This is a genomic window from Nitrospiraceae bacterium (assembly GCA_020632595.1).
Lineage (GTDB): Bacteria > Nitrospirota > Nitrospiria > Nitrospirales > UBA8639 > Nitrospira_E.
Genome location: JACKFF010000008.1, coordinates 99,686 through 126,337 on the forward strand (window position 1 = coordinate 99,686; position 26,652 = coordinate 126,337).

A 26,652-nucleotide genomic window follows, 5' to 3' on the forward strand; every position below is an offset into this window, starting at 1 on the left:
GTCAGCGAAAAAACGAGGTTGTCACATAGGAAATGCTTGGCTTGGGAGCTTGTCTGTTGTCCATTTTTCTTTGGGTAATTATGCCTTGTCCTAAGCTGGGATAGTATAATTGGCGAGAAAAAAGAAAAGGGACAGAATTATGAAAGTTGTTATTCTAGCAGGTGGATTGGGAACTCGATTTTCTGAGGAAACGGCTTTAAGACCAAAGCCCATGATAGAGATCGGAGGGAAACCAATTCTTTGGCATATCATGAAAGTCTATGCGGCGTATAATGTCACTGAGTTCATTGTTGCGTTAGGGTATAAACCTGAAGTCATCAAGGAGTATTTCTTGAATTTCTATGCTATCAATAATGATCTCACGATTGATTTAGCGAATGGAAAAACTACGATTCATGACGGAAAACAGCCAAACTGGAAAATCCATCTTGTGGATACCGGAATGCATACGCAAACCGGAGGGAGGCTCAAGCGCCTTAAAAAGTGGTTGGGTGATGATGAAACATTTTTGTTTACCTATGGCGATGGGGTAGCCGATCTCAATATTGAATCTGTCATTAAATTTCATCATTCCCATGGAAAATTGGCAACTGTGACCACCGTACGGTCTCCTGCCCGGTTTGGGCGAATCAGCTTTGAAGGAGATAGGATCTCTAACTTTCATGAAAAACCTGAATCAGGGGAAGGGTGGATAAACGGTGGATTTTTTGTGCTAAATGGTAAAGCCATAGATTACATCCGTGATGATGAAACATCCTGGGAGAAAGAACCTTTGGAAGATCTGACCAAAGATGGGCAAATGATGGGATACCGTCATTATGGGTTCTGGTCGTGTATGGATACATTGAAAGAAAAAAACTATTTGGAAGAACTCTGGGATACACAAAATGCCCCATGGAAAATATGGACCGATTAAGTGGTTAGTCTGTTACTGCTCAGGGCTGTGAGAATTTGACGATTGTAGAATCCTTTTACATAAACGCTTCCATTCAATGTCCGACACCGATGGGTTTCGTTAAGAATTTGGGGCGAATCATATTTGTGAACCACACTAGGGGGTACTTGTGAAGATATTAATTACAGGTAATCTGGGCTATGTCGGTCCGGCAGTTATTCAGCGGTTGAGGGAATGTTTTTCGGGTGCAACGCTGATTGGCTTGGATATGGGATTTTTTGCACATTGTCTCACTGCTCCTGAGATGGTGAGTAGGGCACAGGTCGATATTCAATACTTCGCCGATGTCCGCAAGCCACCTGATGAGGTGCTTCAAGGCATTGATGTGATTGTCTATTTGGCGGCAATTTCAAATGATCCCATGGGTGCCTTATTTGAGGATGTGACAGCAAATGTGAACCACCATGCGGCCTATGCCCTCGCAGTGAAAGCTAAAGCCCGTGGCGTGAAGTCATTTATTTTTGCATCGTCTTGCAGCGTTTATGGTTTTGCCGAAGGTGCCAGGGATGAAGATTCACCCTTGAATCCGCTCACAGCTTACGCCAAGTCAAAGTTAGGCGCAGAGAAAGATCTTAGCCGGTTAGCTGATGAGCGGTTTGTTGTAACATGTCTTCGCTTTGCAACCGCATGTGGAATGAGTGAGCGGCTTCGGCTGGATTTGGTGCTAAATGATTTTGTTGCGAGTGCCTTGGTCAATGGGGAAATTATCATCCTCAGTGATGGGACTCCTTGGCGGCCCCTTATTCATATTAAGGATATGGCGAAAGCTATTGAATGGGGTATTCGAAGAAAGAGCCAGGACGGCGGTGAGGCTCTTTCCATCAATGTCGGGAGCAATCAATGGAATTATCAGGTCAGACAGTTGGCGGATGCGGTGGCTCAGGTCATTCCGGGGACGACCATTTCTATTAATGAAGGGGCTCAGCCTGATCGAAGATCCTATCAAGTGAGCTTTGATCGGTTTATGAAGTTGGCTCCAGAATTTCAGCCTTCCATTGATTTGAAAACAGCAATTGTCGAATTGAAAAATGGTATGAAAGCGATAAACTTTCAGGATAAAGACTTCCGAAACTCACAATTGATTCGCTTGAATCTTCTCAAGCAGTTGAAGGCAAAGCAGTTAATTACGGAAAATCTTGATTGGGTCACTGGAAAGACAGATCCCATTCTGGCCTAAAAAGCTTCCTCCTTCTTAATGGAAACAATGAAAAGTCTTTTCGACCAATCTATCCTTGTGACGTCTATCAGGAAGTTTCCCTCAGACGACCGTCCTGGAGTTGAAAATTCGTTTAAATGAAAGAGGTCTTGCTGTGAACAAAAGCGTATGCCGGTTTTGCGACACTCCATTGGAAGTGACCTTTTTGGATCTTGGGATGTCACCACTTGCCAATAGCAATTTGTCCGAATCCCAACTGAATGCTGTAGAGATGTTTCTCCCTTTGCATGTCTATGTTTGTAAAGCCTGTCTGTTGGTTCAACTTGAGGAATGTTCCAGTCCGGATACGATCTTTTCCGATTATGACTATTTTTCTAGCTTTTCCGATTCCTGGCTCAGACATGCCCAAAAATATTCAGAACAGGTGATAAATAGGTTTGACTTGAATGCACGCAGCCAGGTGATTGAAATAGCCAGCAATGACGGGTACCTTTTGAAGAATTTTTATGGCCATGGGATTCCGGTTTTGGGAATCGAGCCTGCTCGAAATGTGGCAGAAGTTGCTAGAGAGAAGGGTATTGCTACCGTTGTCGAGTTTTTTGGGGAAAAGCTGGCTTGTGATCTTTCAAGCAAAGGGACTCAAGCCGATTTGCTCATTGGAAATAATGTGTTAGCGCATGTTCCAGCTTTGAATGATTTCGTTCGAGGTCTGAAAGTGTTGTTGAAGCCCAATGGGGTCATCACCCTCGAATTTCCTCATCTGATGCGATTGATGGCGGACACCCAATTCGATACGATCTATCATGAACATTTTTCCTATTTTTCTTTTTATACGGTTCAAAAGATTTTTGCCAAACATGGGTTGAAAGTCTTTGATGTGGAAGAATTATCTACTCATGGAGGGTCCCTTAGAATTTACTGTTGCCACGAAGAAGATTCAACTAAATCTATTCAAGCCCGAGTCGCGGAGCTTCTGCATCGTGAAGAACAAGAGGGTTTTGGGCAGTTAGAGCATTACTTGTCGTTTTCGGGTCGTGTGATTTATGTCAAACGACAACTTCTGTTATTTTTAATTTCTACAAAGGAAGCAGGGAAAACCATAGCTGGATATGGGGCACCCGCAAAAGGAAATACCTTGTTGAATTATTGTGGAATAAGAACGGACTTTCTGGATTTTACGGTTGATCGGAGTCCCCACAAACAGGGTAAATTTTTGCCGGGAACACACATCCCCATCCTTTCTCCCGATGCGATAAAATTACATAAGCCGGATTACCTTCTTATTTTACCTTGGAATATTAAAGATGAAGTCATGGAGCAAATGGCGCATATTCGGGAATGGGGAGGCAAATTTGTGGTGCCTATACCCCAATTAGAGGTTCTTTCATGAATTTTACCGAAACCTCTCTAAAGGGAGCCTTCCTAATTGATCCAGAAAAAATTGAAGACCCGAGAGGATTCTTCGCACGAACATGGTGCCAACGGGACTTTGAGCGACATGGTATCTCCTTTCAACCTGTCCAATCCAATATGTCTCACAATAAATATAAAGGGATTCTTCGAGGAATGCATTATCAATCTGCCCCTCATGAGGAAGCTAAGCTTGTCTGGTGTATAAATGGGGCGATTCATGATGTGATCATTGACTTACGTCCTTTGTCTCCAACGTTCATGCAACATCTATCCGTCGTTCTCAGTGCAGAAAACCGTCGAATATTGTTCATCCCAGAGGGATTCGCTAATGGATTTCAGACTTTACAAAATGAGTCTGACGTTTTTTACCAGATGTCTGAGTTTTACGCTCCTGAATTTGCCAAAGGTGTGAGGTGGAATGATCCTGCTTTTGGAATTCATTGGCCCACGGATGAGCGTCTCATATCCGATCGAGATCAAAGTTTCCCGAACTTTATTCTCTAAAATGTTTGAAAACTCTGAAATAGCAAGGGCATATGACTAATAAAAATGGGATTCAGTTGGGGACAGAAATGCATCGGTTTATCGCCGATCTGTATCCCATTTGTCGGAGTATTACCGGCGATGGTGTTCGAGAAACGCTTCATTTCATCGGAAAGCATATTCCTGTTGAGATTCATGAAGTCCCGAGCGGGACTAAAGTCTTTGATTGGATTGTACCTAAAGAGTGGAATATTCAAGATGCCTATATAAAGAACGCCAGGGGAGAGAGGGTTGTCGATTTTCAGAAATCAAACTTGCATGTTGTCAGCTATAGCCAGCCGGTTCACGCCACAATGACTCTCGAAGAGTTATTGCCTCATTTGCATTCTTTGCCCGGTGACCCTGAAAGGATTCCCTACCGCACCTCTTATTACAAGGAAAGCTGGGGATTCTGTCTGAGTCACCAGCAATTGATGGGGCTGACAGATCAAGAATATGAGGTGTGCATCGATTCAACAATTACAGAGGGAAATTTGACTTACGGCGAATGCTATATAAAAGGAGAATTAGAACAAGAAATTTTAATCTCCTGTCATATTTGTCATCCATCTCTATGCAATGACAACCTCTCCGGAATTGCCCTGGCGACGTTTCTTTCCAAAGCTTTATCTTCGACATCATTGCGATACTCTTATCGTTTTCTTTTTATCCCTGGAACGATTGGGTCTATCACTTGGCTCGCGCTGCATCAAGAGCAAGTATCCAAAATTAAGGCAGGAATAGTTGTGACAGGAGTGGGGGACCCTGGGCCGGTGACCTACAAGAAGAGTCGGCAAGGAAATGCTGAGATTGACCGGGCGTTCAATTATATTCTTAAAGCGTCCGGGCAGTCGCATGCTATTATCGATTTTTTCCCTTATGGGTATGATGAAAGGCAATACTGTTCTCCCGGTTTCAATTTGCCTGTTGGCTGTTTCATGAGAACGCCTCATGGAGAATATTCTGAATATCACACTTCTGGGGACAATCTAAATTTTGTTCAACCAGAATATCTTGATGCATCATTGACTTGTTGCTTAGAGGTCTTGACCCTTCTTGAACGGAATAGAACCTATCTCAGTCAAAACCTTCAGTGTGAACCACAACTAGGGAAAAGGGGGCTGTATCGGGCAATTGGGGGTGAGTCCGAAGGTGCCAAACGAGAGATGGCGATGCTTTGGGTCCTGAATTTATCCGATGGCCACTATTCCGTTTTAGATATCGCGGAACGGTCAAACATACCTTTTTGTATTATCTCTGAGGCAGCCGTAATCCTAGCTGATCATGGGTTGTTGAAGGAAATTGTTCTGTGATTCATTCAGGAAGAGATGAGGCTATGAAGAATTCGTTGATGAGAACTTCCGCGAAATCTTGCGAAAGAGAGGTCGTTGGGTTGATGCCCGCTGGCGGAAAAGCCGAAAGAATTGCCCCCTTGCCTTGTAGTAAAGAATTGTTCCCGCTTGGGTTTCAACTCATGGAGGGAAGTTCTCGGCCTCGTCCAAAGGCTGTGGGGCATTATTTATTGGAGAAGTTTCAATTAGCAGGAATTACAAAAACGTATATTATTCTTCGGAAGGGCAAATGGGATATTCCCGCTTATTTCGGTCATGGGGAATTCGTAAACATGCATCTCGGGTATTTGATCATGGGGGAATCTTTGGGACCGCCATTTACCTTAGACCAAGCATATCCATTTGTTCATGATAAGTTGGTCGCGTTTGGATTCCCAGATATTATGATCAGTTCCGAAAATGTGTTTAGTTCATTACTCACGCAGCAGGAACGCACGCAAGCAGATGTGGTTCTGGCCGTTTTCCCGGCGCATAAGCCCCAAATTATGGACATGGTGGAGATGGATGAAAACGGGAAAATACACGCAATGTTTTTGAAGCCGGATAAGACTGACTTGGAGCTCTGTTGGTTAGGCGGAGTGTGGACGCCCGTGTTTACCCAGTTTATGCATGAATACCTTCAGCGCTTTCGAAAAAAAAATGATTTCAAAACTTCAAAGGGCGGCAAACTGGAATCAGAGGATTTGACCGTTGGAGCCGTGATACAAGCGGCAATCAGCAAAGGGTTACAGACGTACGGCGTGGTATTCCCGGAGGGGAAATATATTGATATTGGTACACCAGATAACCTGCTGAAATCTTTGAAAATGTTTGGGTGTCAGTTGACCTAACTTTTTCCATATTTCGTATTTCTGGATAGAAATTGGTTTCTCTTTTTCATCCTTTGGTCTTAATGATGCATGCAAAAATAATCAAAGAGAATTTTTTATAATTTCACCTCCCATAGATTCCCTCTGTCTATTTCCATAGGTTTCTGTGAGCTGTCGAATCCGGATAGCCGGTATTTCAGGGTTAAAGGCAAATAATTATGTGCTGGGCGCTTAATGAAAGTACTCGTTGGATGATGCTGAGTGATTGCTACCTTGCGACCGTTGAGTATTTATTCCCTACTAACCGACCTCACTTCAGCGATCGGTTATTTGAAAAATTTTCGCAATATCCTGGTGCACAGGGGCGAGAGGGTCGCTCTCCACAATGCCGATCATGACCTCCTTGTTAGATGCCAAGGTCTTGATTACTGGTGCAAGCGGGTTTTTGGGAACCCATTTGGTTCAGCGACTATGTCCGATTAGCGGGGAAGTACATGCGACTTCCCGGACCCAACGACCAACCCTCAAGGGTGGACCTCTCTGGTGGCAAACAAATTTGGAGGATCTGGGGGCGGTTCGCAGTCTATTCGAAACCGTCAAGCCGGATATTATCTTCCATATGTCGGGGTTGGCTTCAGCTATTCAAACTGTGGAATTCGTGTTGCCGACATTTCATAGCTTGCTCACAAGCACGGTCAATCTTTTAACAGTTGCCACGGAAGTCGGTTGTCAGCGTGTCGTATTGGCAGGGTCACTTAATGAGCCGCAATCCGAGGATCCCGAGATGATTCCGAGTTCACCATATGCTGCGGCTAAATGGGCGGGGAGTGCGTATGGTCGTATGTTCCATGCACTCTATGGCACTCCTTTGGTTATTGTCAGAACCTTTATGACCTATGGGCCGGGACAAGATTCCCGGAAGCTCATCCCCTCTGTTGTGCTCTCACTCCTGCAAGGTGAATCTCCAAAGCTTTCTAGCGGGCAATGGAATGCTGACTGGATTTATATTAATGATGTCATCGACGGATTTCTTGCTGCAGCTCAGATGCCACAGATTGAGGGAGCCATGTTCGACTTAGGTTCGGGAGCGCTCGTGACCGTTCGTGAATTAGTAGAGAAATTGGTCAAGATTGTGGGCTGTTCTACACGACCTCTCTTTGGCGCACTGCCTGATCGAGCATTTGAGCCGGCACGCAAGGCGGAGATAAGAAAGACTTTCGAAAAGCTCGGATGGAATCCAAAGGTTTCGCTTGAAAGTGGACTACAGCAAACCGTGGAATGGTATAGAGCGCAATGTCGTTCTTCCTCATTGTCTCCGCATCAAAAATGACCAATCAGGTAGCTGGGGCATGGGGTTGTTGTGGTTCGTATTATACTGAATTTACATTTAATAAATATTGCCGAAGGTTTTATGCCTCGTAAGCAATATTAAAAAAATCTGTTTTAAACAGGCTGCGTTTGTTTATGAGCATTATTCCTAAGTTTGGCATAAAAGTGCTTCAGTTGGTTTATGGAGCTCTTGAGAAGGTTCTTGAGAGATTCAACCCACCAATTCGCAATCTGGTAGTATCCCTGAATCCGGATGGCCCTGTGCGCGGTCATGTGCTTCTTTCTTACCGAATTGAATTGTTTTTGCAAAGGGCAGGTCAGCCAGTTCCTACTTATCATCCAAGTTGGGTCATTACTGAGCGGATGGCAAGAAAATTTTTGGATTTTGGCTATACGGTTGATGTCATTGCCAATGAAAATAAGTCATTTCTTCCAAAAAAGGAATATACATTTTTCATTGATACTCGAATGAATTTCGAACGGCTTGCCCCAATGCTCAACAAAGATTGCGTCAAAATTTTGCATGCCACAACGGCTCATCCATATTTTCATAATGCCGCGGAAGCCAAACGGCTGATGGCCTTACAAGAGAGGAAGCATGTGACCGTGCGGTCCCGGAGATTTATGCCGGTGCGGGACGCCGTGGCGGTTGAGTACGCCGATTGTCTAACCGTTCCCTCTGAATTTTGCCTTCAAACGTTTGGGTATGCCAATAAGCCCTTCTATCTTGTCCCATATCCGGCTGAGTTTGTGTATCCGTGGGCGGAAGCGAAAAACTTTGAATCCTGTCGATCCCGATTCCTGTGGTTGGGGAGTGCGGGAATGGTTCATAAAGGGCTCGATTTAGTATTAGAGGCATTCGCAGGAATGCCGGAGTACCATCTCACGGTATGTGGTCCCGTAGCGAAGGAGGAGGATTTTGAGCGAGTGTATGAGCAAGAACTGTATCACACGTCAAATATTCATACCCTCGGGTGGATTGATATTGATAGCCCTAAATTTGTCAATTTAGCCCTTCAGTGTGTTGGGTTTGTTTACCCATCTTGTTCCGAAGGTAGTGCGGGAGCAGTCATTACGTGTCTGCATGCTGGGCTTATTCCTATTATTAGTCGCGAATCTGGTGTGGATGTGAGTAAAGAAGTGAATGCTGTTCTTGAGGATTGTTCAATCGAAGCTATTCAGGATGCCGTTCGTCAACTTGCGAGTTGTTCCACATCAGAACTTGAGCGAAAATCTCGAAATGCCTGGGAATTTGCCCGAGCGAATCATACTGTGGAAAATTTTGAAAAACAGTATGGAATAATGCTTGAAAAGATTATGATGGATTTTCAGATGGGAAAAAATACTTGAATGGGCGTTAAAGTCAGTTAAGGTTTGAAATGACCCCAGCTAAGCTGGTGCAATGGCGTTCGTCCAGGAATGTCACGACAACTTCAGGCAATGAGACATAAAGATCAAGCGCGCAGCCCTGAGAAAGGTTGCCTCTCTCGACGTGAAAGTCATATGGAATTTCACCTCACAGAGTGCGGGACTCAAATAATTCGTAAACCAACTGACTATGGGATAGGATGTATAGCTACATGGGTCCAATAAAAGGTAGGAATTTAGGCATATTGAAAAGAAATTGGTTGTTACTCGGTGTCATGGCTGTAACCTTAGGGATCGGCACGGTGTATGGCATAGCTATTCATAAATATCATGTCTTTCCCTATACTTTTTTTGAAATGGCAAAAAATTACGTGAATAATGAGGAAGACGATCTTCAATATGGCCCCTGGTCAATTGGGGTTTATACGGGATCCACCCCATTTGAGTTAACCGACCCGGAAGACATTTCGAATCCCGTTCTCACAGCAAAGGATGTTAAGGATATCGATGCCAAATTTGTTGCCGATCCTTTTATGGCAATCAAAGCGGGTCGCTTTTATTTGTTTTTCGAAGTATTGAATCGGGCCAACAATCAAGGAGACATCGGATATGCTGAAAGCGAGAATGGTCAAAAGTGGGAATACAAGAAAATTCTTATCGATGAACCCTTCCACTTATCCTATCCCTACGTTTTCAATTGGGAAAATAACGATTACTTAATTCTGGAGAGCCATGAGGATCTCTCGATCAGACTGTACCGGGCCAAATCATTTCCTTCGGAATGGGAATACCTGAAAAGCATCTTTAATGGAGAACACTATGTGGATCCCTCCATTTTTCGATTTAACGACACCTGGTGGTTGTTTTATACAAACCCAAAAAATGACGCCTTAAATCTCTACTATGCCGACGAGTTGATGGGAGATTGGAGGCCTCATCCGATGAATCCGATCGTGAAATTAAACAAACATATCGCCAGACCGGGTGGAAGGGTCCTCGTTCATGATGGGCGGATTTACCGATTCACTCAAGATACTGAGCCGCGTTATGGCATTCAGGTCTTCGCCTTTGAAATAGAAGAACTAACGAGAAGCACCTACAAAGAAAAAATTGTTTCAGCAAAGCCTGTCGTCACGATGTCGGGAGAAGGATGGAATGCCTATGGCATGCACAATGTTGACCCGCACTTCATCAGAGGGCAGTGGATGGCATCGGTTGATGGGAGATGCGAGCCCAGTTCTACCCCTTGCAAGACCATTTCGGCCAAAAAATAATTTGTTCGTTAATTGTGTTATGGGTCAGGCCTTGCGGGAATTTTCACTAATTTCGCCCCAATCGTTTTGGAATTTGGCTAAGCCATCCTCAACCCCTATCCCACACCATTATTCAGGTATCGCAAGGATGAGCGACAATTGCTCATGGGTGGTTGAATGAGCCCTGTCAAGCTGCCTTTCTTTTCTCGGAACTCATAATGGATGGGGTAGTTAAGGGCGGGGGTGGTAGTAGTGGCTGGAATTAAAACATGCCTCATTGAAGGCTTTGGCTGGCATTGCCTGAAGGTTTTCCCATACGAGCCTCCTGAAGAAAGTTATCTGCGGCATTCGTTTAAACATAGTAAACAATAGGAATCCCTGTCATATTTCTATCAATTTAGAAACACCTAGTGTAATTTCAATAAAAGGAATAAAATTTGCTTTTCGGTTTGATTGGCCAGCTTATTTCCCGAGTTCAAGATGTGAGTCGAATATAAAAGATAAAATATCATGAAAAATCTGATAAAAGTCCTGCTCATAAATATTGTCATGTTAGGGGTATTTTTTGTTATAGCGGAAGTTGGAGCAAGGACATATTCTACCCTCAAGACTTGTTTGTCTGGTGAATGTGACGAATTTTTATTCACCAGGATCAATCTGTTTCATGAAAATAAGATGGTTGGCCTTTCTGCAATAGATCCTCTTCTGGGGTATAAGCCCAATCCGGGTTTTAATGGGATTATTCATCATCCACCAGGATGGCATAATGTGTATGTCTCCATTGACCAACACGGATTTCGGCGTCATGTCGATGACAATCATATGAGTGCACATTCAGGGGATCGGGTGTTAGCGGTGGGTGATAGTTTCACCTTTGGCGACCAGGTGAATAACTCTGATACGTGGCCGGCTTGTATTGCCCAACAAATGCCGCTTGATGTTTGGAATGGCGGAGTATTTGGTTATGGAGCTGCTCAGTCCATCTTGAGAGCTGAGCGGGAGGTTGCCATTCATGGGACTTTTGATATTATTATTTGGTCGATCACGGTTGATTCGGACTTTGATCGCGATCAATTGAGTGTTAGGTCGAGTTTCTCCAAGCCGTATATTGCTTCTGTGGAAGGAGAAACTATGGTGGTACCACCAGGGGATTTTGACACTTCCCCTGATTTTATGTGGCTGCTTGGTTATTCGGTGATACTTCAAAGGCATCTGTTGCCAATACTACAGAAGGAAGGAAATTTTTTTTACGATGGGAGATATAAAGTTCGAGGGGAACAGGCTGCAGAAATTAGGGATATCATTGATTTTGCTATGCAACGCTTTGCCCGCATAAAAGGGACAAAAAGGAAAAGTATCCTTTTGCAGTATGATCCGTGGATTTTTTCGGAAAGGGATTTTGAAAAAACCAATGAGAGAAGAATGCTTATTGAAAAATATGCAGAAAAATATAATATCGAAATTATTGATTCATTCGATCAGGTTTATGTTCCTGAAAAGAGGGATGAATTATGGTTTAGCTATAAGGACTTTGGTCATCATACGCCTTATGGGAATAAGGTGGTTTGTGATGAAGTCTTAAAGTGGCTTAAAAGGGACGCTTTTCAAATAATGTAAAAAAAGTGGATTCTGTTGATTTTTGAAACCCTTTCGGATTGAAATCTGTTTGTGTTTCTTGGAGCAATGAAAGTAGGGTTGGAGGAAATCTGCTGGCATACAAAATCTCGTGAAGGCTTATTCTTAGGAATGGCGTTTCGGTATCCAATCTTGCTCTCTTCTTAGAGTGGTTTCCTGCTTAGATTGAATGCGATGGTGAGTTCAGATTGAGTAGCTGGCCGAATAGACGCACTAGTGTTTGATCGCGAATCGATCGCATTCCCATCCTTGCATTCAATGCCTTCGGCTTTTTGGTTCGCCCTGATTTTTGGAACAGGTGTGACAGGTTAGAAAGGATAATTTATGAATGATAGGTATTCCTCGACATCTAGCGGGAATTATTTAACCGTCATCCCACCAAAATCTGGTTGGACCATGACAGGCTTTCAAGAGTTGAAAGACTATCGAGACCTGTTTTATTTTCTTGTGTGGCGTGATATTAAGACGTTATACGCCCAAACGATTTTAGGATTTATGTGGGCAATACTCCAGCCCCTTGTTCAGATCGTTATTTTCACGATTATTTTCGGAAATGTTGCCAAATTAACGACAGATGGTATTCCCTATCTTCTTTTTTCCAGTGTCGCGCTTATTCCGTGGACCTATATCTCCCTGGCGACGGCGCAGTCTAGTCAAAGTCTGATTCAGGGATCGAGTATGCTTGGGAAGATTTATTTTCCTCGATTAATATTTCCCATTACTCCGGTGCTGGCCAAGCTGGTTGATTTTGGAATTTCAATGGTCATTATCGTGTGTATCATGCTGTACTATCGTGTGTCTCCCACATGGAACTTATTATTCTTCCCATTGTTCTTAATTATGATGGTATCCATCCCTTTGGGTATAGGGACATGGTTGTCCACACTGGCTATTAGGTTTCGGGATGTAAGGCAGGCAATGCCGTTTTTTATTCAAATGCTCATGTTCAGCGCCCCAATCGTCTATTCCGCTTCATCCATACCTGAACAATATCGTCTCCTTTATTCGCTGAATCCCATTGTCGGAGTGATTGAGGGGTTTAGGGCCTGTTTGCTTGGCTTCCCAATCCCTTGGCTGTATATTTGGCCTGGAATGTTAACGGCGGCCCTGTTAGTAATAAGTGGAACAGTGTATTTCAAGCGGATGGAGCGGATTATTGTAGATGTTATTTGAGCGAATAGACGATCAAGGAACGCGCCATGAATAATGATTTAGCTATAAAAGTAGAAAACATCAGCAAGTGCTATCGTATCGGATTAAAGGAAAACATGCATGATAGCCTCGGTGCATCTGTGCTGCATTTCTTAAAAGATCCTCTTCAAAACTATCGTAAGTACCGCTCGCTTTATCAATTTGATGATTTGCGACCAGACCAGGTTGAGAATCGACCTGATGTGATCTGGGCCTTGAGAGATGTCTCCTTTGAGGTGAAAAAGGGGGAAGTGGTGGGGATAATTGGTATTAACGGCGCAGGAAAATCCACACTTCTTAAAATTCTTTCGAAAATTACCGTTCCGACGAGCGGATCTGTCACTATACGTGGAAGAATATCAAGCCTTCTCGAAGTGGGAACCGGGTTTCATCCTGAGCTCACTGGCAGAGAGAATGTGTATCTGAACGGCACAATCTTAGGAATGAGGAAAAAGGAAATAGAACGTAAATTTGACGAAATTGTGGACTTTTCCGGTGTGGAAAAATTCATTGATACGCCCGTCAAGCGATACTCAAGTGGAATGAAAGTACGACTAGCCTTTGCCGTTGCGGCTCATCTGGAACCTGAAATTCTGGTCATCGATGAAGTGCTCGCCGTTGGTGACGCACGATTTCAAAAAAAATGTCTAAATAAAATGAAGGATGTTGGGAAACAGGGTCGCACTGTCTTATTTGTTTCCCATATTCTGCCGGCAGTTACCAGGCTATGTGGTCGGACAATTCTATTAAATGGGGGAAGGGTTCAGGTGGATGGTCCGACACATGAAGTCATCTGTGTGTATCTCAATACCGAAACCGGTGCTCAAGCTGAGCGTCGATGGAGTGATCTCATGGAGGCTCCTGGGGATGAAACCGTGCGGTTGTGTGGGGTAAGAGTCAGAGCCTATGATGGCTACGTGTCGGAAACGGTGGACATCAGTGAACCACTTCAAATTGAAATAGAATATGAGGTACTTCAGCCAGGGCATGAGTTTCGGATTTATTTCCATGTATTTAATGAAGAGGGGATAGAAGCGTTTATGTCCATTGATAATGATTCCGCATGGGTAAAAAAACCACGCCCATTAGGACGTTACGTGAGTAAATCCGTGATTCCTGCGAATTTACTCTCAGAGGGCAGATATTTTATTGGACCAACGATTCGGACTGAAAATCCATCAATTAAGCGCCTGGGGGTGAATGATGCAGTTGCCTTCCATGTGATTGACAGCATGGATGGGAATGGAGCTCGTGGTGATTCCACAGGAAATATCCCGGGAGTGGTCAGGCCCCTCTTGAAGTGGGAAACCCAATTTAACCCAAAAGAAGCCCACGTAGAAAAAATCCGGTAGGAGATAAATGATCCGCCGGATTTTCATTAAGTTGTACTCAATGTCACAGGGTTGGTTCTGTTGCGCGTGGTAATTCAAATAGACGTCCTGTCCTTTCAGCTTTTCTAGACTAATCATTTTAATTTCTAGCACCTAATCATATTTTTGTGGTCTTTGTGTGAAAGATTTTCTCAGGTGAGGGTTGGGGACAAATTTTCCCTTTGATTGGCTTTCTGCGTGATGCCGTTGTGTGGGACAGGCAGATTCTTTCATGTAAGTATCAACTTTTGAAAGTTTGTAATGGCCGTGGGGAAAAAACACGATCAGAAGATTCATTGAAATTGGGGAAGCCCTGATTGGCAAGTGCCAAAGGCTCGATGTTCTAAGCATTTGCCCAAAGATATGGTTAACGGACGTTTCCGAATGGATAAAAATGTTAAAGAAAATAAGGGAAAAAACCCTCGAGAGAAATACGCAAATGCTTGCAGGAGGATACCGGGCTTTCACGAAATACGTTGAAGGATCTCCTTAGAGAATTTAGTTATCAATGGTAAATCACATTGTATTCCACAAGTTTTTAGCCGAGATGCGGAGGCCACATTATCTGTGGGGTGTTTTGCAGAAATGAACTTAGCGAGTGCTGGGAGTTCATCGCATATCGATTGTCAAGTTTGGTGCCGCAGGTAGAAATGGTTTGGTGGCTTTAGAAAAAATTGTCGAAAGACTGGAGCCGATCTTCGAGGTACAAGTTTGATATATAGGTTTTTGATACAGGGGGAAGTCCTCGAAAGGCAAAGAATTATCGGGATATTCCCAATACGGATGCAGAAGCTCAATTCGTCATTGACATTGATCGATTGCAAAGACCCTTAAAAAATTCTCAATGAAAGCCTGGGCTAGGGAAGAGACGATTGATGATTTTATTCAGTCCCGTTCGGCACCATTGGCATTTTTTTATAGATCTTGATTTTTACCATGCTACAATGGCGGCCTTGCGTTCTCATGAGGCTATCTTAGAAGTATTACTACTAAGGATCTGGAGCTATTTTGAGGATATTATGGGCCCGACAAAGTCCGAACTTATGGGAGAGCGCCTGGCTATATTAGATTTTAACTCCACCCATAAGATGAGGAAGGTTTCTTCAATTTTTTGGCTGCGATGGGCGTTGCCCCACAGGCTCTTCCATCAGGTATGGCTGAAGTAGGTAAATCTTGTCCATATTTTTGATCATCAGGACAATGACAAACATATTGCACTCAACCCCATGCCTGCGGACTTAAAAAGTAGGCCCAATTTATAACAACTGAACAATAAGCCTGCCTGGGCGACTTCGATTTGTTACCCTGCCATTTCCAATCAACAGAATGATGAGTTGAATAGGGCTTTGGGTTGCTCGGTTGATTGGTGTGGCCAGCTGAACTTACACATCTCATCAGAAATAACACCAAAGACATCCTGGGAAACTAGAGAAATGAAGTCCCATCGGTCGATAGTGTATCAATATATTAAAATGCCAAACGTGGATAAACACTTTTTTTGCTTACAACAGAATACTCTAGTTCTAGCATGGGTATTATTTTGCAAGAAAAGCTCGCTCAGTGCTGTCGCTAAGCCAGAACTGAATATGGGCTTTTCGCCAAAGTCGACTGTAAGAGAAATGAGAAGATTCCTAGGATTTATTAGGAGCAATCTAGCTATCCTGATTGCCTTTATGGGCTATAAATACCATCGAAGCAAAACTGTAGCAGTCGTTGAATTGCCACGCTATGGTCAAACATGTCTTATTGTCCATAAGGGCTATAAGGTATTTGATTTCTATAAGAACGTTGTCAGGAAAGTGTTTGATCAGGATATTGATCCTACCTTGATCCAGAATGAAATTGACCTGTTGTTGCAGATTTCGAAATTTGATTTTGCGCCTTCCATAAAAAAATGGAATGTGGAGGAAGGATGGTATGAAGAAGAATTGTTGCAGGGTGCTCCGGACGCTTCCTATATCCCAATGGCTTCAGAAAGTGTATTGTCCAAGTTTCAGAATCATGTCGCTCAGCGATTAAAGACGTTGATCCTGTTTCAGGAGGCAAAAGTCGTCAATGCAGTTTCGTATGTAACTGACATAACAAAAACCCTCTATGACAGCCCACTGGCAACCCAGAAGTCCACTATCCAGGAGTTTAAACTAACGTCTCACTTTGTGGATTTGATTGTTGGGCAGCTCCGCCGTGAAAGCGATCATCAGGTTTTGCTGGTATTTACCCACGGAGATTTGGTCCCGGCCAACATGCTGAATACTAAGCAGGGAATGAAAATTATTGATTGGGAGGGTGCCGGATATCGGAGCGCATTATTCGATTTTTACAGTTATTTCTTTAACCAAACTTCATGGAGAGAGGTGCCTGTGAATGTGTTGGTTGCAGAAATCGAACAAGGCTTGCCGATGTGTATATCCGAATTAACTCAACATGCCTTTGAGATTTCACGTAGTCTGATAACCTCGGAAAAATTCTACCGTTGGATTTTTTATATTGAGATGGTCTGTCGATTGGTAGATCGTGCAATGACGGATAAAAATTTGCCTATCATGAAATATCTTCAAAATTATACGAATGCGTTCATCCGTTACGAAGAATTTCTCTCTCAAAAAGACGAGTCATATTGAGGAAAGTTCAGCGACATGCTGAGTTTAATTGCCAATAATCACTCATCGTGGCCCGGTCTCTGAAAAGGTGCTATAGGATATGTGTGGAATAGCCGGAGAATTAATATTTCTCAATGCAACGGGCCCTAAGGTGGATTGGGAAAGAATCAGTTCGATGATGGCTCGTAGAGGACCGGATGACGAAGGGATATGGTCGGATAAAGACCGTTGCACCCTGGTGTTCCGCCGATTGGCCATTATCGACCTGAGCCAAAACGGACATCAGCCAATGACGGCTTGTAGTGGGCGTTTTGTGCTCGTCTTTAATGGAGAGATCTATAACTATAAGGACTTGCGGAGTCGATTAGAAAGCCAGGGAGTGCAGTTTCGTTCCAATAGTGACACCGAGGTGGTGTTATATGCGCTAATCGAGTGGGGTATGGCCGCATTAGATTCTTTTAATGGTATGTTCGCGTTAGGTTTTTATGATAAAGCAGAAAAGCGGTTGTTACTCGCACGTGACCATGCGGGAATTAAACCACTCTACTATTTAACGCATTCCAAGGGGGTCGTATTTGCTTCCCAATATAATCAATTGCTGGCACATCCTTTTAGTCAGAACCTGAGCGTATCACAGGAGGCTCTAGGTCTCTATCTTCGGTTGGCCTATATTCCGGCGCCCTACGCACTTCTACAAAATTCTCACATGCTTGAACCGGGTACGTGGATCCAATTCACAGGAACGGGAGATATACAACAAGGACAATATTTTCATTTTCCCCGCTGTGAAATGCCTTCCTTGAAAGGGGAAGAGGCCCTCGAGGCTGTTGACCATGTGATAGCAGAGGCGGTCAAACGGCAATTAATCAGCGATGTGCCGGTAGGAGCTTTTCTCTCCGGTGGGATTGATTCGCCGCTGGTTGTGGCGAATATGAATGCATCAGGTACGAATACCATACGAACCTTCACCATTGGGACGGGTGAGGAAGCGACGGATGAATCTAGTGATGCCATGCGGTATGCACGTGAGCTTGGAGTTGACCATGTGATAGAACGGGTGAAACCGGATACGGCTCTTAATTGGGTCGATAAGGTCATTGATGCTTGCGGCGAACCCTTTGGAGATTATTCCATATTTCCAACCATGATGGTGTCGCATCTAGCCAGCCAGGACTTTAAAGTTATACTTTCCGGCGATGGAGGTGATGAATTGTTTTGGGGCTATCCACGGTTTGGTTCCTTAATCCGGACGGCGCAATATTTCAAACAACCATTTTTGTGGCGGCTGGCAAAAAAAGGGATAAAAAAACTAGCGGGGTTGCAAGACTACAGCCCTGATCTTTCTGGTGGTTCACTCGGAGAATATCATCTTGCGAAGTTAACCCATCTCCCGAAAAGTTGGTTGGGACGGGTATGGCCTTCGCTACCTTCATGGCCATCGGACTTCACCCCGTTTGTCTATGCATGTGGTGAACTGAATCATGTGGCACAATGGTCTCGATGGAGCGAATTTGTGGGCCATTTACCATATGTCCTTATGAAAGTGGACAGGGCAAGCATGTATCATTCCCTGGAGGTAAGAGTACCACTTCTGGATCGGGAGGTAATTAACGTGGCCACACAGCTTGACTGGCGTGAGTGCTTTAACCTGAACCAGGGTATTGGCAAATTGCCGTTGCGACACGCCTTAGGACGGCATACTACATTTCAATCGCGGACTAAACGCGGGTTTGAAGTGCCGATGGGATCATGGCTGAGAACTTCGCTTAGAGAGAGAGTTGAGGAAACTCTCATGAAACGGAATGAGATCCTGGGTATTGGAATTGAGAGAAAGGCCTTTCGGGAACTCTTTAATCTGCACCTTGCCGGTGAGCGGGATTATGCTTGGGGACTTTGGCCCATTCTCAGTTTGGCCTTGTGGGTGGATAAATATTATCATTCATGAAGGTCAAATTAAATAGACGGTCTGGGGATGGAAGAAAAGTCATGAAGAGCCAAATGAAAATTTTTCCCCAATGGTATAGATTGGAACGAGGTCTTTTTGATACGGGGAGAAAGAGCCGTTGACATAAATGATATCGCTGGAGTGGTGAGCCATAGAGTTCTCGCTAAAAGTGGGGAAATTTTTAAGGCTGACCCCTTGGCTCAGCGCCTGCGCCAGTTTATGCCGTCGTGAAATCCGATGGGTTATGAAATTATCACAAAGCCGACTGAATGAGAGTAGTAGGATATGCAATCAGATAAGAGAATAGAAATATCACCTTCTACGGCCCCAATGGTTTCGATAGCCATTCCGACCTATAATCGGGCCGATTCTTATTTGAAGGAGGCTATTCAAAGCGCTCTCAATCAAACATATCAAAATTTTGAAATTATTGTGTCAGATAATTGTTCCTCCGATAACACTGAATTGCTGGTGAAAAATTTTCAGGATCCTCGTATCAGATATTTTAAGCAAACTACAAATATTGGTCAGAATAATAATTGCAATTTCTGCCTTGCGCAGGCTGGGGGCAAATATTTCATGCTCCTGTATGATGACGATTTAATTGATTCGGATTTTCTAGAAGTATGTATGAATGCCATACCGGCTCAAACTGATGTTGGGGTGGTGCTAACCGGAGTCCGGGAAATCAATGAGAAAGGGAACATGCTTGGACAATGTCAAAATTTGTCCCAAGGATCTTCAGTTGACGAATTTTTTCTGGACTGGTTTGCTAATAGAACCGCCTTATATTTGTGTAGCACATTATATCTGACTCAAGCTCTTCGGGAGATTGGCGGGTTTCAGTCTAAAACCTATACATATACCGATGTGGTGGCGACGGCGAAAGTGATGGCCAAATATCCGAGGGTGGATGTGAGGGCCGTTAAAGCCAGTTTTCGTCGTCATGCCAAGAACTTAAGCGGATCGGTAAATATAGATGCGTGGTGCGAAGATAGCCTGTATCTGCTGGAGGTGCTCTGTGAACTGGTTCCGTCACAGAAGACAGTCCTTATCAGGGAAGGCATGCCGTATTTTTGTAGAGCGAATTATATAATGGCTTCGTTGACGAATGGGTTGGCTAAACGCCTCAGTGCTTACTGGAGAGTCTCTCAAAGATTTAACCATTCTTATCCCTGGGCGAAATGGTTCTATAACCGGAATGTGGTTCCGCCCATTCGGTATTATAAAGGAAGAATTTGGCAGCGCCTTTGGGGGAATTGAAGCCAAATTTTTGGATTGGACCAATTCTGCCACCCCTGTGGGTCTAAAATTGAGAAACCGAAGGATTTCTGTCCTGACTCTCTGTCGAAGGTGCCCCCTATATTGGAGGAAGATCGCCGTCCTGGAAAACTGGCCGGCGGTTGCGGCCAAGCAGCAAAGATAAAATCATTGCGGGCGGGGAAATTCATAAAATGAACATTGCGGTAATAAGCGTCAAGTTGAGCGCGGAAAATTGGTGCTCGGGGTATTTTCCATTCAGCGGCTGTAGGTGTTCCGGGTGGGGACCCGGGGGAAAATCAGTCGGTTGGTAAAATGGACAATTTGATGGTTTTTAAACTGGATGGCTCTGTGGGCTTGTTCACTTTTTGCACCTGCAGCGCAAGCTGGCGCAGATACTAAAAAGCCTGTGGACCTCGTGATGAGGGATGCTCTCCATCTCGAAAGCTCGCGTTCAAGGAAAAGCCGTTCGTGCCTCTTAAAGACCGGAATATTGGCCCATAGGGTAACTTAAATGTTGTTACTCAGTGGAATACCATATCGCAGGATAACCCTCGAAGCCTACACCCAACATCGTCTCATCATGGATGCCATCTTGCGAAGCTTCATTGTCATCAATGCGGCCACCCCGCGCTCGCGCCGGGAAATCTAAGCGCGCCATTTAGCCATTGTGCATCATATTTGGTATCGGAAAAAATTGTGGAACAGGATCAATGAGGATTTTCCAGGAATTGATGAATCTATACGTCAGAGGCTTGAAGCTGAAAGAGGATAGGCAAAGAACTTTCCCTATTTCCCCAAATCCTTTTCGTGAAGCAAAGCAGGAGAAGGCACTATTCCACCGGTTTTGATCCGTATTTCATGAAGATGATTAATTGATATTCAGTGGTAATTTTACTTCTCCTTGGCGGCATCCTGAGTTCAGGGCGAAGAATCCGGGTATGAGCAATCTAACCCCATTCCAGATAACTCCCGTGTAATGGCAGAAGTTCCGGTATATTTGGCAGGAAGCTAACTGAGTGCGAATGGATGTCAGCCTCGCAAGTATTCGTGATGAAAGGTTTGCCTGCAAATCCTTATATCTCCGTTCCCCAAAGGCCGAGGACAATGTCGTGATATCCTTTGCGCGATATCTGAATGCCCAAGTTGGACCAGACGCCAATGACATTCATCATAAGACAGCTAAAATTTATCCTGGAATGCCTGAAAAATGAAAATACTCTATGTTTGTGATTGCCTACCTACATTTGTTCTGAATGAAATAATCGAATTGAAGAATCACGGGCATGAAATGTTCATCCTGGCAAACGATTCTAGCAAGCTTTATAAGGCTGTTCATGGGCCAATTGTTATGAAAAATGGATTGGATAAACAATTTCAGAGATTTTTTATCGTCAAAAACAGAAAGCAGAAGTATGTCACTTTTTTTCAAAAGTTGCTGGCGGATATCTTTGCGCATCCCCAATGTGCGACAAAGGCTTGTTGGAAGCTTTTAAGAAATTATTCAAATCTGAAATGTGGAGTCATCGATTATCTGGATATACGGAGTTTTTTTGATTTAGGAATTGACATCATTCACTCACCATTCTCAACCCCGCGAATGATCGACAAAGTGTATTTACTGTCAAAAATACTAAATACGCCTTTTACATTATGCTTTAGGGCGCATGATCTATATTATGGCAATAATATGAATGAACACATCAGAAGGAGTGCAGTAATCGAAAAAGCTGCGCAAATCATTACGATTGCCGGGTACAATAGAGATTTTTTAAAGAAGAATCTGGCCATTAAAAAAGACATCGAAATTATTCACAGCGCAATTGATCCCAAGAGTTTTCAGACGAAAGGGGCCTCGAGATCCCCAAACTCGATAATTGCCGTAGGTCGTCTAGATGACCAAAAAGGCGTAATCTATCTTATTAAAGCCTGTCAAATATTACATGCCCGGGAAATTGAGTATAAGTGTACGATAATCGGTGATGGGCCGGAAAAGGAGTCCTGCCAAAAATTTATTGCCGAACGGCGCATTCCCAACATGCATCTTATTGACTATTTGCCAAATGAGGCAGTGAAAGAACATTTGGACCGTGCAACGGTGTTTGTTTTGCCATGTGAAATTGCTTCGGATGGGAGAAGAGATATCCTGGCGAATGCGTTAAAGGAAGCCATGGCCATGCAAATTCCGGTCATCACTTCAAAAATGTGCGGAATAGAAGAGTTGGTTGATGATGGAGTAAATGGAATGTTAGTTCCTCCTCAAAGCCCTGAGGCGCTTGCCGACGCGATTGAAACACTCATAAAAAATCCGGAACGGGGAAAAACAATGGGAATAGAAGGAAGGAAAAAAATAGAAAGGCATTTTAACATAGAAACTGAAGTCCAAAAACTACAAAATATATTGAGACAGGCGGTCTCCCGCACAACCATCCACACGCTTCCTTGAATTGGAAAGTATTCCAATGAGGCATTCCTTGGAGGGCCGTTCAAATCCAGGATTCTCTGCCGGTAGCAGTCAATCCTTACTGGCACCGGATAGCGATTATGTCCGAAGAAACGAATGTGCGGCTTCAGATATTGAAGATTTAGAATCAGAATGATTTGGTATTTGGCCCGGTAAAATTTTCAAGGGATCTCAGTGAATATATATGAAGTCCTTACTAGGGGATTTCAATTTTTAACTGTTGCATCTCAAATTCATTCGCTCACATTTGGCGAGAGGATAAGATGAGGGGAAAAATGATGGTGAAAATGGGATATCTGTTGAGAAGAGCAGAGCGGATTATGTGTGATTTCCTATCTCATTTTGAAAAATAAGAAAGTTAAACAGGTGTTCAAATGCCATCTCTGATTAGTGTGGTTATTCCTGCCTATAATGCTGAAGTGTTTATTGGTCAAACAATACAGAGTGTGTTAGACCAAACTTACCCTTGGCATGAAATCATTGTGGTTGACGATGGGTCTACCGATAGCACAAAGGAAGCTTTGAAACGCTTCGAGGGCAGGATTCGCTATCTGCATCAGCAGAACAAAGGTCCGTCGGCTGCAAGAAATACGGGTATACAAAGCGCAAAAGGAGATTTTATTTGCTTCCTGGATGCCGATGACCTCTGGATTCCTGAAAAGCTGGAAGTGCAGTTGGCCTTTATGGAGGCCAATCCGGACATTGCTCTTGTCTGTTCCGACTATGAAGAATTTAATGAAGAGGCCATTGTTCTTTCATCTTTTCTTGCGGAAAAACACCATATGTTTCCAACATGTCCCATTGTGGCAGGCCCTCTGGATAATGCGTTTGAAAAACTAGTTTTTGAAAATTTTGTCGGAACACCAACTGTGATGCTTAGAAAGTCATGCTTGGAAAAGGCCGGAGTATTTGATGAAGAAATACGATCGGTGGAAGACAGAGATTTATGGTTGCGGATATCCGCCTGGTATAGGATTGCATGTATCCCACAAATCTTCTGCAAGAAACGGGTTCATCAAATGAATGTTTCAAAGCAAACAGAGTTGGCTCTACGTGGAAAGATTCGAGTGCTAGAGAAGAATTGGAAACTATTTCCTCAATTGGTCCCGGACCGTATGTGGAGAACCCACCTTGCAGAGGCCTACTGTCAGCTTGGTTATCATTTGCTTGAAAAAAATCAAAGGAAGGCTGCGTTAAAAGCGGGCATGTTGAGTCTGAAGCATATGGTATTCCGAAGTCATAGAGACACATCTCTAAAATTAACGCCATGGTGGATGAGCGTGGGATTGATTCCGGCAGCTCTTTTGGGTTGGAAGTTAAGTCGATCTCTGTGGCAACCCCTAAAGGAATTGAAGTAGGGCGTTCAATGGCAGTTTCCTGGAACAAGGGTCTGAGTTATTGCAACATGTGAGGAGAACTGGAAATGCAAGTGTGCGACGGGGCAAGGATTTAGATTTTTCGATAAACTAATGAATAAGCGGCTTTTATCGATCAAAAAACTGGTAAGGATGGGTTGAAGCCAGCCAGATCGGGTTTATTTAAAGTGCCGGTAGGCAAGAGGCTTATGGGGTACGCACTTCGGACTGGTTCAATTTTCAACTGACGCAAGCAATTCTCAATGAAATCTGTAGTGATGATCTCATTCAATTTTCCCCCCGATGGAAGTGCCGGGGTGTATCGTCCGCTTCGCTTCGTGCGTCATTTGCCGGATGTGGGTTGGCAACCTACGGTGGTCGCATCCGGTAATACGCAGCAGGGAAGGTATGATCCCGGCTTATTGTCATTGGTGCCTGACCATGTTGAGGTTGTGCGGGTTCCCGGTGCGGATATATGGCAACGATTCCAGTCCTGGCGGGCGGGGAGGTTAACCAAAGCGCCCTCCGGCTGTCACCCGGAAAATGTCAGCCAAATCCATGAAATTGCACCTTCTTCCCTGCGATCGTATTTGAGAAGTTTCGTGAGGAAGGCTGAAAGTTATTATTATCACCCGGATTTGGCCATGCCTTGGATCACGCCAGGCACGACTGCCACGGTGAAGGTGTGTCAGCGGATTGGCGCAAAGGTGATCTGGGTGACAGGAGGGCCGTGGTCCTCGTTTGTGGTGGCGAGAAAGGCTTCATTGCTTACCGGAGTGCCCTATGTACTCGACTTTCGAGATTCATGGACCTTGGCAGGCAGTCCCTTCGATGATGAGCGCCCTCAGTGGGCAAAACGACGGGATCGTCGTCTCTTGTATCAGATTTTTGAAGGAGCCAAAGCCGTGACATTTCGGTACCATTCAGAGGCCGAATGTTACTGGCGAGCCTACCCAGGAGCAATAGACCCATCCCGCATTCATATTATCCCCAATGGTTTTGACGGCACAATTGCCGAATACAACCCTGATGCAGGGAGTCAAACCACATGTGTGGTCTTGTATGCCGGGACGATCGCGCCCTATCGGTATGATACCCTGCTACAAGGAATAAGCTTGCTTAAGCAAACTTCACCGGTCCATGCCAGGCATTTACAACTGCTGTTCGTTGGTGAAGGTACGGAGGCAATTAATCGTGCGGCAGGCATGTTGGGTGTCTTGGATGTTGTAAAAGTTATGTCAGCTGTTTCCTATGCAGAAGTTTGTCGCCTGCAGGCAGAAGCCGATGCGCTCCTCCTACTTGGGTTGATTCCTATGAAAGGATATGAGTTATGCGGGAGTAAGGTCTTTTCCTATCTGAAGGCAGGCCGTCCGATTATCGGAATCGTCCCACAAGATGAAATGAGAACCGTTCTGCATCGGGTAGGGGTGAGGACAATCGCGGATATAGATTCGCCCTCCGAGATTGCGACTGTGTTTCGCCAGGTGCTTGAGGCATGGCGTGAGGGCACGCTATCCTCCTTCCTTCCTGATCGGACAAGCAGCGAAACGTATTCGGCTAAGCAGCAGACCATGGCTCTGGTTCATGCTCTTGAGGGGGGACCTCCGGTTGACCCGTTTGTTCCGGGCTCGGTGGAAATCCCACCCAGTTTACAGGGAGATATTGGAAAGGCTGGATGGATTTAAGAAGGCAGTTGAGACGATGTGTCCCTGAAAGCTCACATGGAGCATGGACCTCGCGTGTATCTTTTTTGAATTCCTGCTGCATGGATCCTTATGCGTAGAAGGAAGCACAATGTATTTCTGTATTCGTGACGACGATACGAATTTTTTTACGACGCCTGATGACCTTGAGCACGCATATGGGGAAATTAGCCGATGGGGGCCGATTTCTTTGGCCATTATTCCTTTTTGTCGTCCTGGAACCAATAGAGCCGTTCCTGAACATGTCAAGGATCGGTTATCCATCCATCCACTGCACAAAAATCGGTCGCTTGTGGAGTATCTCCGCAACGGAATTGCTCAAGGTCGTTTCGAAGCGATGCTCCATGGATTTTATCATGATGAGGAACATGGTAGACCGGAGTTCGCACAGGGATCCGATTTAGCTAAGCGGGTCGTGGATGGACGAAAATATCTGGAAGATCTCTTAGGCGCCAGTATTCGGGTTTTTGTTCCACCTCACAACACAATCGGACGCCAGGGATTACGTGCCATTGCCCGAGAGGGGCTGCACCTGGGAGGGGTTGCGGGGCTTCGGGGAGGGTGGCCGCTGACTTCACTGAAAACCTGGTTGCTGTGGTCGAGACTCTATCATTGGCGGAAAACCGGAGGATTGGGTATTCCCTGGATCTTGGATCTGAATGACCATTACGAGATTGCCGGTAATGCTGTAACTCCCCGATCCTCTCTTCAGCGCAATGAAACGATCTTTAACCATGCGTTAAGCAAGGATGGGGTTTTCTGTGCAGCGACGCATTATTGGGAGTTAGATATGCCAAGTCCGGAATCAGGTGCCTTAACGGTTGGTGAGCAATTGAGAAAACTGATTGCGCGTGCTCAGTCGGATTCGCGAGTTACTTGGCGCTCGGTTGGCGAGATTGTGTCGGCTGGACTAGCAAAAGTCTAAATCAAGTGACCTCGCGCCTCTTTTGGTGTCCTACCGGAGACGATCCA

The 26,652-nt window shown here is 44.5% G+C and carries 20 protein-coding genes; all 20 read left to right on the forward strand.

Annotation, left to right across the window (positions count from 1 at the left end; all coding sequences use genetic code 11):
• Positions 1-139: 139 nt before the first annotated feature.
• The 20 genes from rfbF (at position 140) to H6750_14700 (ending at position 26,605) form a co-directional block, all read left to right on the forward strand.
• Positions 140-916 carry a glucose-1-phosphate cytidylyltransferase gene (gene rfbF, locus H6750_14605; GenBank protein MCB9775538.1) on the forward strand — a complete coding sequence of 259 codons (777 nt, stop codon included), beginning with the start codon at positions 140-142 and terminating at the stop codon, positions 914-916.
• 148 nt (positions 917-1,064) lie between these two features.
• A complete protein-coding gene (locus tag H6750_14610; GenBank protein MCB9775539.1) occupies positions 1,065-2,132 on the forward strand; it encodes an SDR family oxidoreductase in 1,068 nt (355 codons plus the stop codon).
• Positions 2,133-2,265: 133 nt separating this feature from the next.
• The gene (locus H6750_14615; protein MCB9775540.1) at positions 2,266-3,501 is read left to right on the forward strand and encodes a class I SAM-dependent methyltransferase; all 1,236 of its coding nucleotides are present in this window, start codon (positions 2,266-2,268) and stop codon (positions 3,499-3,501) included.
• Positions 3,498-4,028 carry a dTDP-4-dehydrorhamnose 3,5-epimerase gene (gene rfbC / locus H6750_14620; protein MCB9775541.1) on the forward strand — a complete coding sequence of 177 codons (531 nt, stop codon included), beginning with the start codon at positions 3,498-3,500 and terminating at the stop codon, positions 4,026-4,028. Before H6750_14615 ends, rfbC begins: the two co-directional genes overlap by 4 nt.
• Positions 4,029-4,096: 68 nt before the next feature.
• Entirely contained in the window at positions 4,097-5,359 is a 1,263-nt protein-coding gene (locus H6750_14625) for a DUF4910 domain-containing protein (GenBank protein ID MCB9775542.1), read from the forward strand.
• A gap of 38 nt (positions 5,360-5,397) precedes the next feature.
• Positions 5,398-6,228 carry a dTDP-glucose pyrophosphorylase gene (locus H6750_14630; GenBank protein ID MCB9775543.1) on the forward strand — a complete coding sequence of 277 codons (831 nt, stop codon included), beginning with the start codon at positions 5,398-5,400 and terminating at the stop codon, positions 6,226-6,228.
• Positions 6,229-6,601: 373 nt separating this feature from the next.
• Complete coding sequence (locus tag H6750_14635; protein MCB9775544.1) at positions 6,602-7,537, forward strand: NAD-dependent epimerase/dehydratase family protein; 936 nt, start codon at positions 6,602-6,604, stop codon at positions 7,535-7,537.
• Positions 7,538-7,899: 362 nt separating this feature from the next.
• On the forward strand, positions 7,900-8,886 hold the full coding sequence (locus H6750_14640; GenBank protein ID MCB9775545.1) for a glycosyltransferase: 987 nt from the start codon (positions 7,900-7,902) through the stop codon (positions 8,884-8,886).
• 263 nt (positions 8,887-9,149) lie between these two features.
• The gene (locus tag H6750_14645) at positions 9,150-10,178 is read left to right on the forward strand and encodes a hypothetical protein (protein ID MCB9775546.1); all 1,029 of its coding nucleotides are present in this window, start codon (positions 9,150-9,152) and stop codon (positions 10,176-10,178) included.
• 489 nt (positions 10,179-10,667) lie between these two features.
• Entirely contained in the window at positions 10,668-11,774 is a 1,107-nt protein-coding gene (locus tag H6750_14650; protein ID MCB9775547.1) for a hypothetical protein, read from the forward strand.
• A 342-nt stretch (positions 11,775-12,116) separates the two neighbouring features.
• The gene (locus H6750_14655; protein MCB9775548.1) at positions 12,117-12,965 is read left to right on the forward strand and encodes an ABC transporter permease; all 849 of its coding nucleotides are present in this window, start codon (positions 12,117-12,119) and stop codon (positions 12,963-12,965) included.
• 26 nt (positions 12,966-12,991) lie between these two features.
• The gene (locus H6750_14660; protein ID MCB9775549.1) at positions 12,992-14,335 is read left to right on the forward strand and encodes an ABC transporter ATP-binding protein; all 1,344 of its coding nucleotides are present in this window, start codon (positions 12,992-12,994) and stop codon (positions 14,333-14,335) included.
• Between the two features lie 1,499 nt (positions 14,336-15,834).
• Positions 15,835-16,974, forward strand: coding sequence for a phosphotransferase (locus H6750_14665; GenBank protein MCB9775550.1), 1,140 nt, complete (start codon positions 15,835-15,837; stop codon positions 16,972-16,974).
• Between the two features lie 79 nt (positions 16,975-17,053).
• Positions 17,054-18,898 carry an asparagine synthase (glutamine-hydrolyzing) gene (asnB, locus tag H6750_14670; GenBank protein MCB9775551.1) on the forward strand — a complete coding sequence of 615 codons (1,845 nt, stop codon included), beginning with the start codon at positions 17,054-17,056 and terminating at the stop codon, positions 18,896-18,898.
• 285 nt (positions 18,899-19,183) lie between these two features.
• Entirely contained in the window at positions 19,184-20,161 is a 978-nt protein-coding gene (locus tag H6750_14675; protein ID MCB9775552.1) for a glycosyltransferase family 2 protein, read from the forward strand.
• 511 nt (positions 20,162-20,672) lie between these two features.
• Positions 20,673-20,810: a hypothetical protein gene (locus H6750_14680; GenBank protein ID MCB9775553.1), complete on the forward strand. Its 138-nt coding sequence runs from the start codon at positions 20,673-20,675 to the stop codon at positions 20,808-20,810.
• Positions 20,811-21,368: 558 nt separating this feature from the next.
• The gene (locus H6750_14685; protein MCB9775554.1) at positions 21,369-22,604 is read left to right on the forward strand and encodes a glycosyltransferase family 4 protein; all 1,236 of its coding nucleotides are present in this window, start codon (positions 21,369-21,371) and stop codon (positions 22,602-22,604) included.
• Positions 22,605-23,014: 410 nt separating this feature from the next.
• Positions 23,015-23,980, forward strand: a complete 966-nt coding sequence (locus tag H6750_14690) for a glycosyltransferase family 2 protein (GenBank protein MCB9775555.1) — start codon at positions 23,015-23,017, stop codon at positions 23,978-23,980.
• A gap of 260 nt (positions 23,981-24,240) precedes the next feature.
• A complete protein-coding gene (locus H6750_14695) occupies positions 24,241-25,662 on the forward strand; it encodes a hypothetical protein (GenBank protein MCB9775556.1) in 1,422 nt (473 codons plus the stop codon).
• A gap of 109 nt (positions 25,663-25,771) precedes the next feature.
• Positions 25,772-26,605 (forward strand): DUF2334 domain-containing protein, encoded by an 834-nt coding sequence (locus H6750_14700; protein ID MCB9775557.1) that lies wholly within the window; start codon positions 25,772-25,774, stop codon positions 26,603-26,605.
• Positions 26,606-26,652 lie beyond the last annotated feature (47 nt).

Coding starts and splice junctions, on each gene's coding strand:
- H6750_14700 (MCB9775557.1), top strand. CDS start 25,772: ATGTATTTCTGTATTCGTGACGACGATACGAATTTTTTTACGACGCCT.
- H6750_14695 (MCB9775556.1), top strand. CDS start 24,241: ATGAAATCTGTAGTGATGATCTCATTCAATTTTCCCCCCGATGGAAGT.
- H6750_14680 (MCB9775553.1), top strand. CDS start 20,673: ATGTTGTTACTCAGTGGAATACCATATCGCAGGATAACCCTCGAAGCC.
- rfbC (MCB9775541.1), top strand. CDS start 3,498: ATGAATTTTACCGAAACCTCTCTAAAGGGAGCCTTCCTAATTGATCCA.
- rfbF (MCB9775538.1), top strand. CDS start 140: ATGAAAGTTGTTATTCTAGCAGGTGGATTGGGAACTCGATTTTCTGAG.
- asnB (MCB9775551.1), top strand. CDS start 17,054: ATGTGTGGAATAGCCGGAGAATTAATATTTCTCAATGCAACGGGCCCT.
- H6750_14655 (MCB9775548.1), top strand. CDS start 12,117: ATGAATGATAGGTATTCCTCGACATCTAGCGGGAATTATTTAACCGTC.
- H6750_14635 (MCB9775544.1), top strand. CDS start 6,602: ATGACCTCCTTGTTAGATGCCAAGGTCTTGATTACTGGTGCAAGCGGG.
- H6750_14650 (MCB9775547.1), top strand. CDS start 10,668: ATGAAAAATCTGATAAAAGTCCTGCTCATAAATATTGTCATGTTAGGG.
- H6750_14685 (MCB9775554.1), top strand. CDS start 21,369: ATGAAAATACTCTATGTTTGTGATTGCCTACCTACATTTGTTCTGAAT.
- H6750_14675 (MCB9775552.1), top strand. CDS start 19,184: ATGCAATCAGATAAGAGAATAGAAATATCACCTTCTACGGCCCCAATG.
- H6750_14640 (MCB9775545.1), top strand. CDS start 7,900: ATGGCAAGAAAATTTTTGGATTTTGGCTATACGGTTGATGTCATTGCC.
- H6750_14660 (MCB9775549.1), top strand. CDS start 12,992: ATGAATAATGATTTAGCTATAAAAGTAGAAAACATCAGCAAGTGCTAT.
- H6750_14625 (MCB9775542.1), top strand. CDS start 4,097: ATGCATCGGTTTATCGCCGATCTGTATCCCATTTGTCGGAGTATTACC.
- H6750_14630 (MCB9775543.1), top strand. CDS start 5,398: ATGAGAACTTCCGCGAAATCTTGCGAAAGAGAGGTCGTTGGGTTGATG.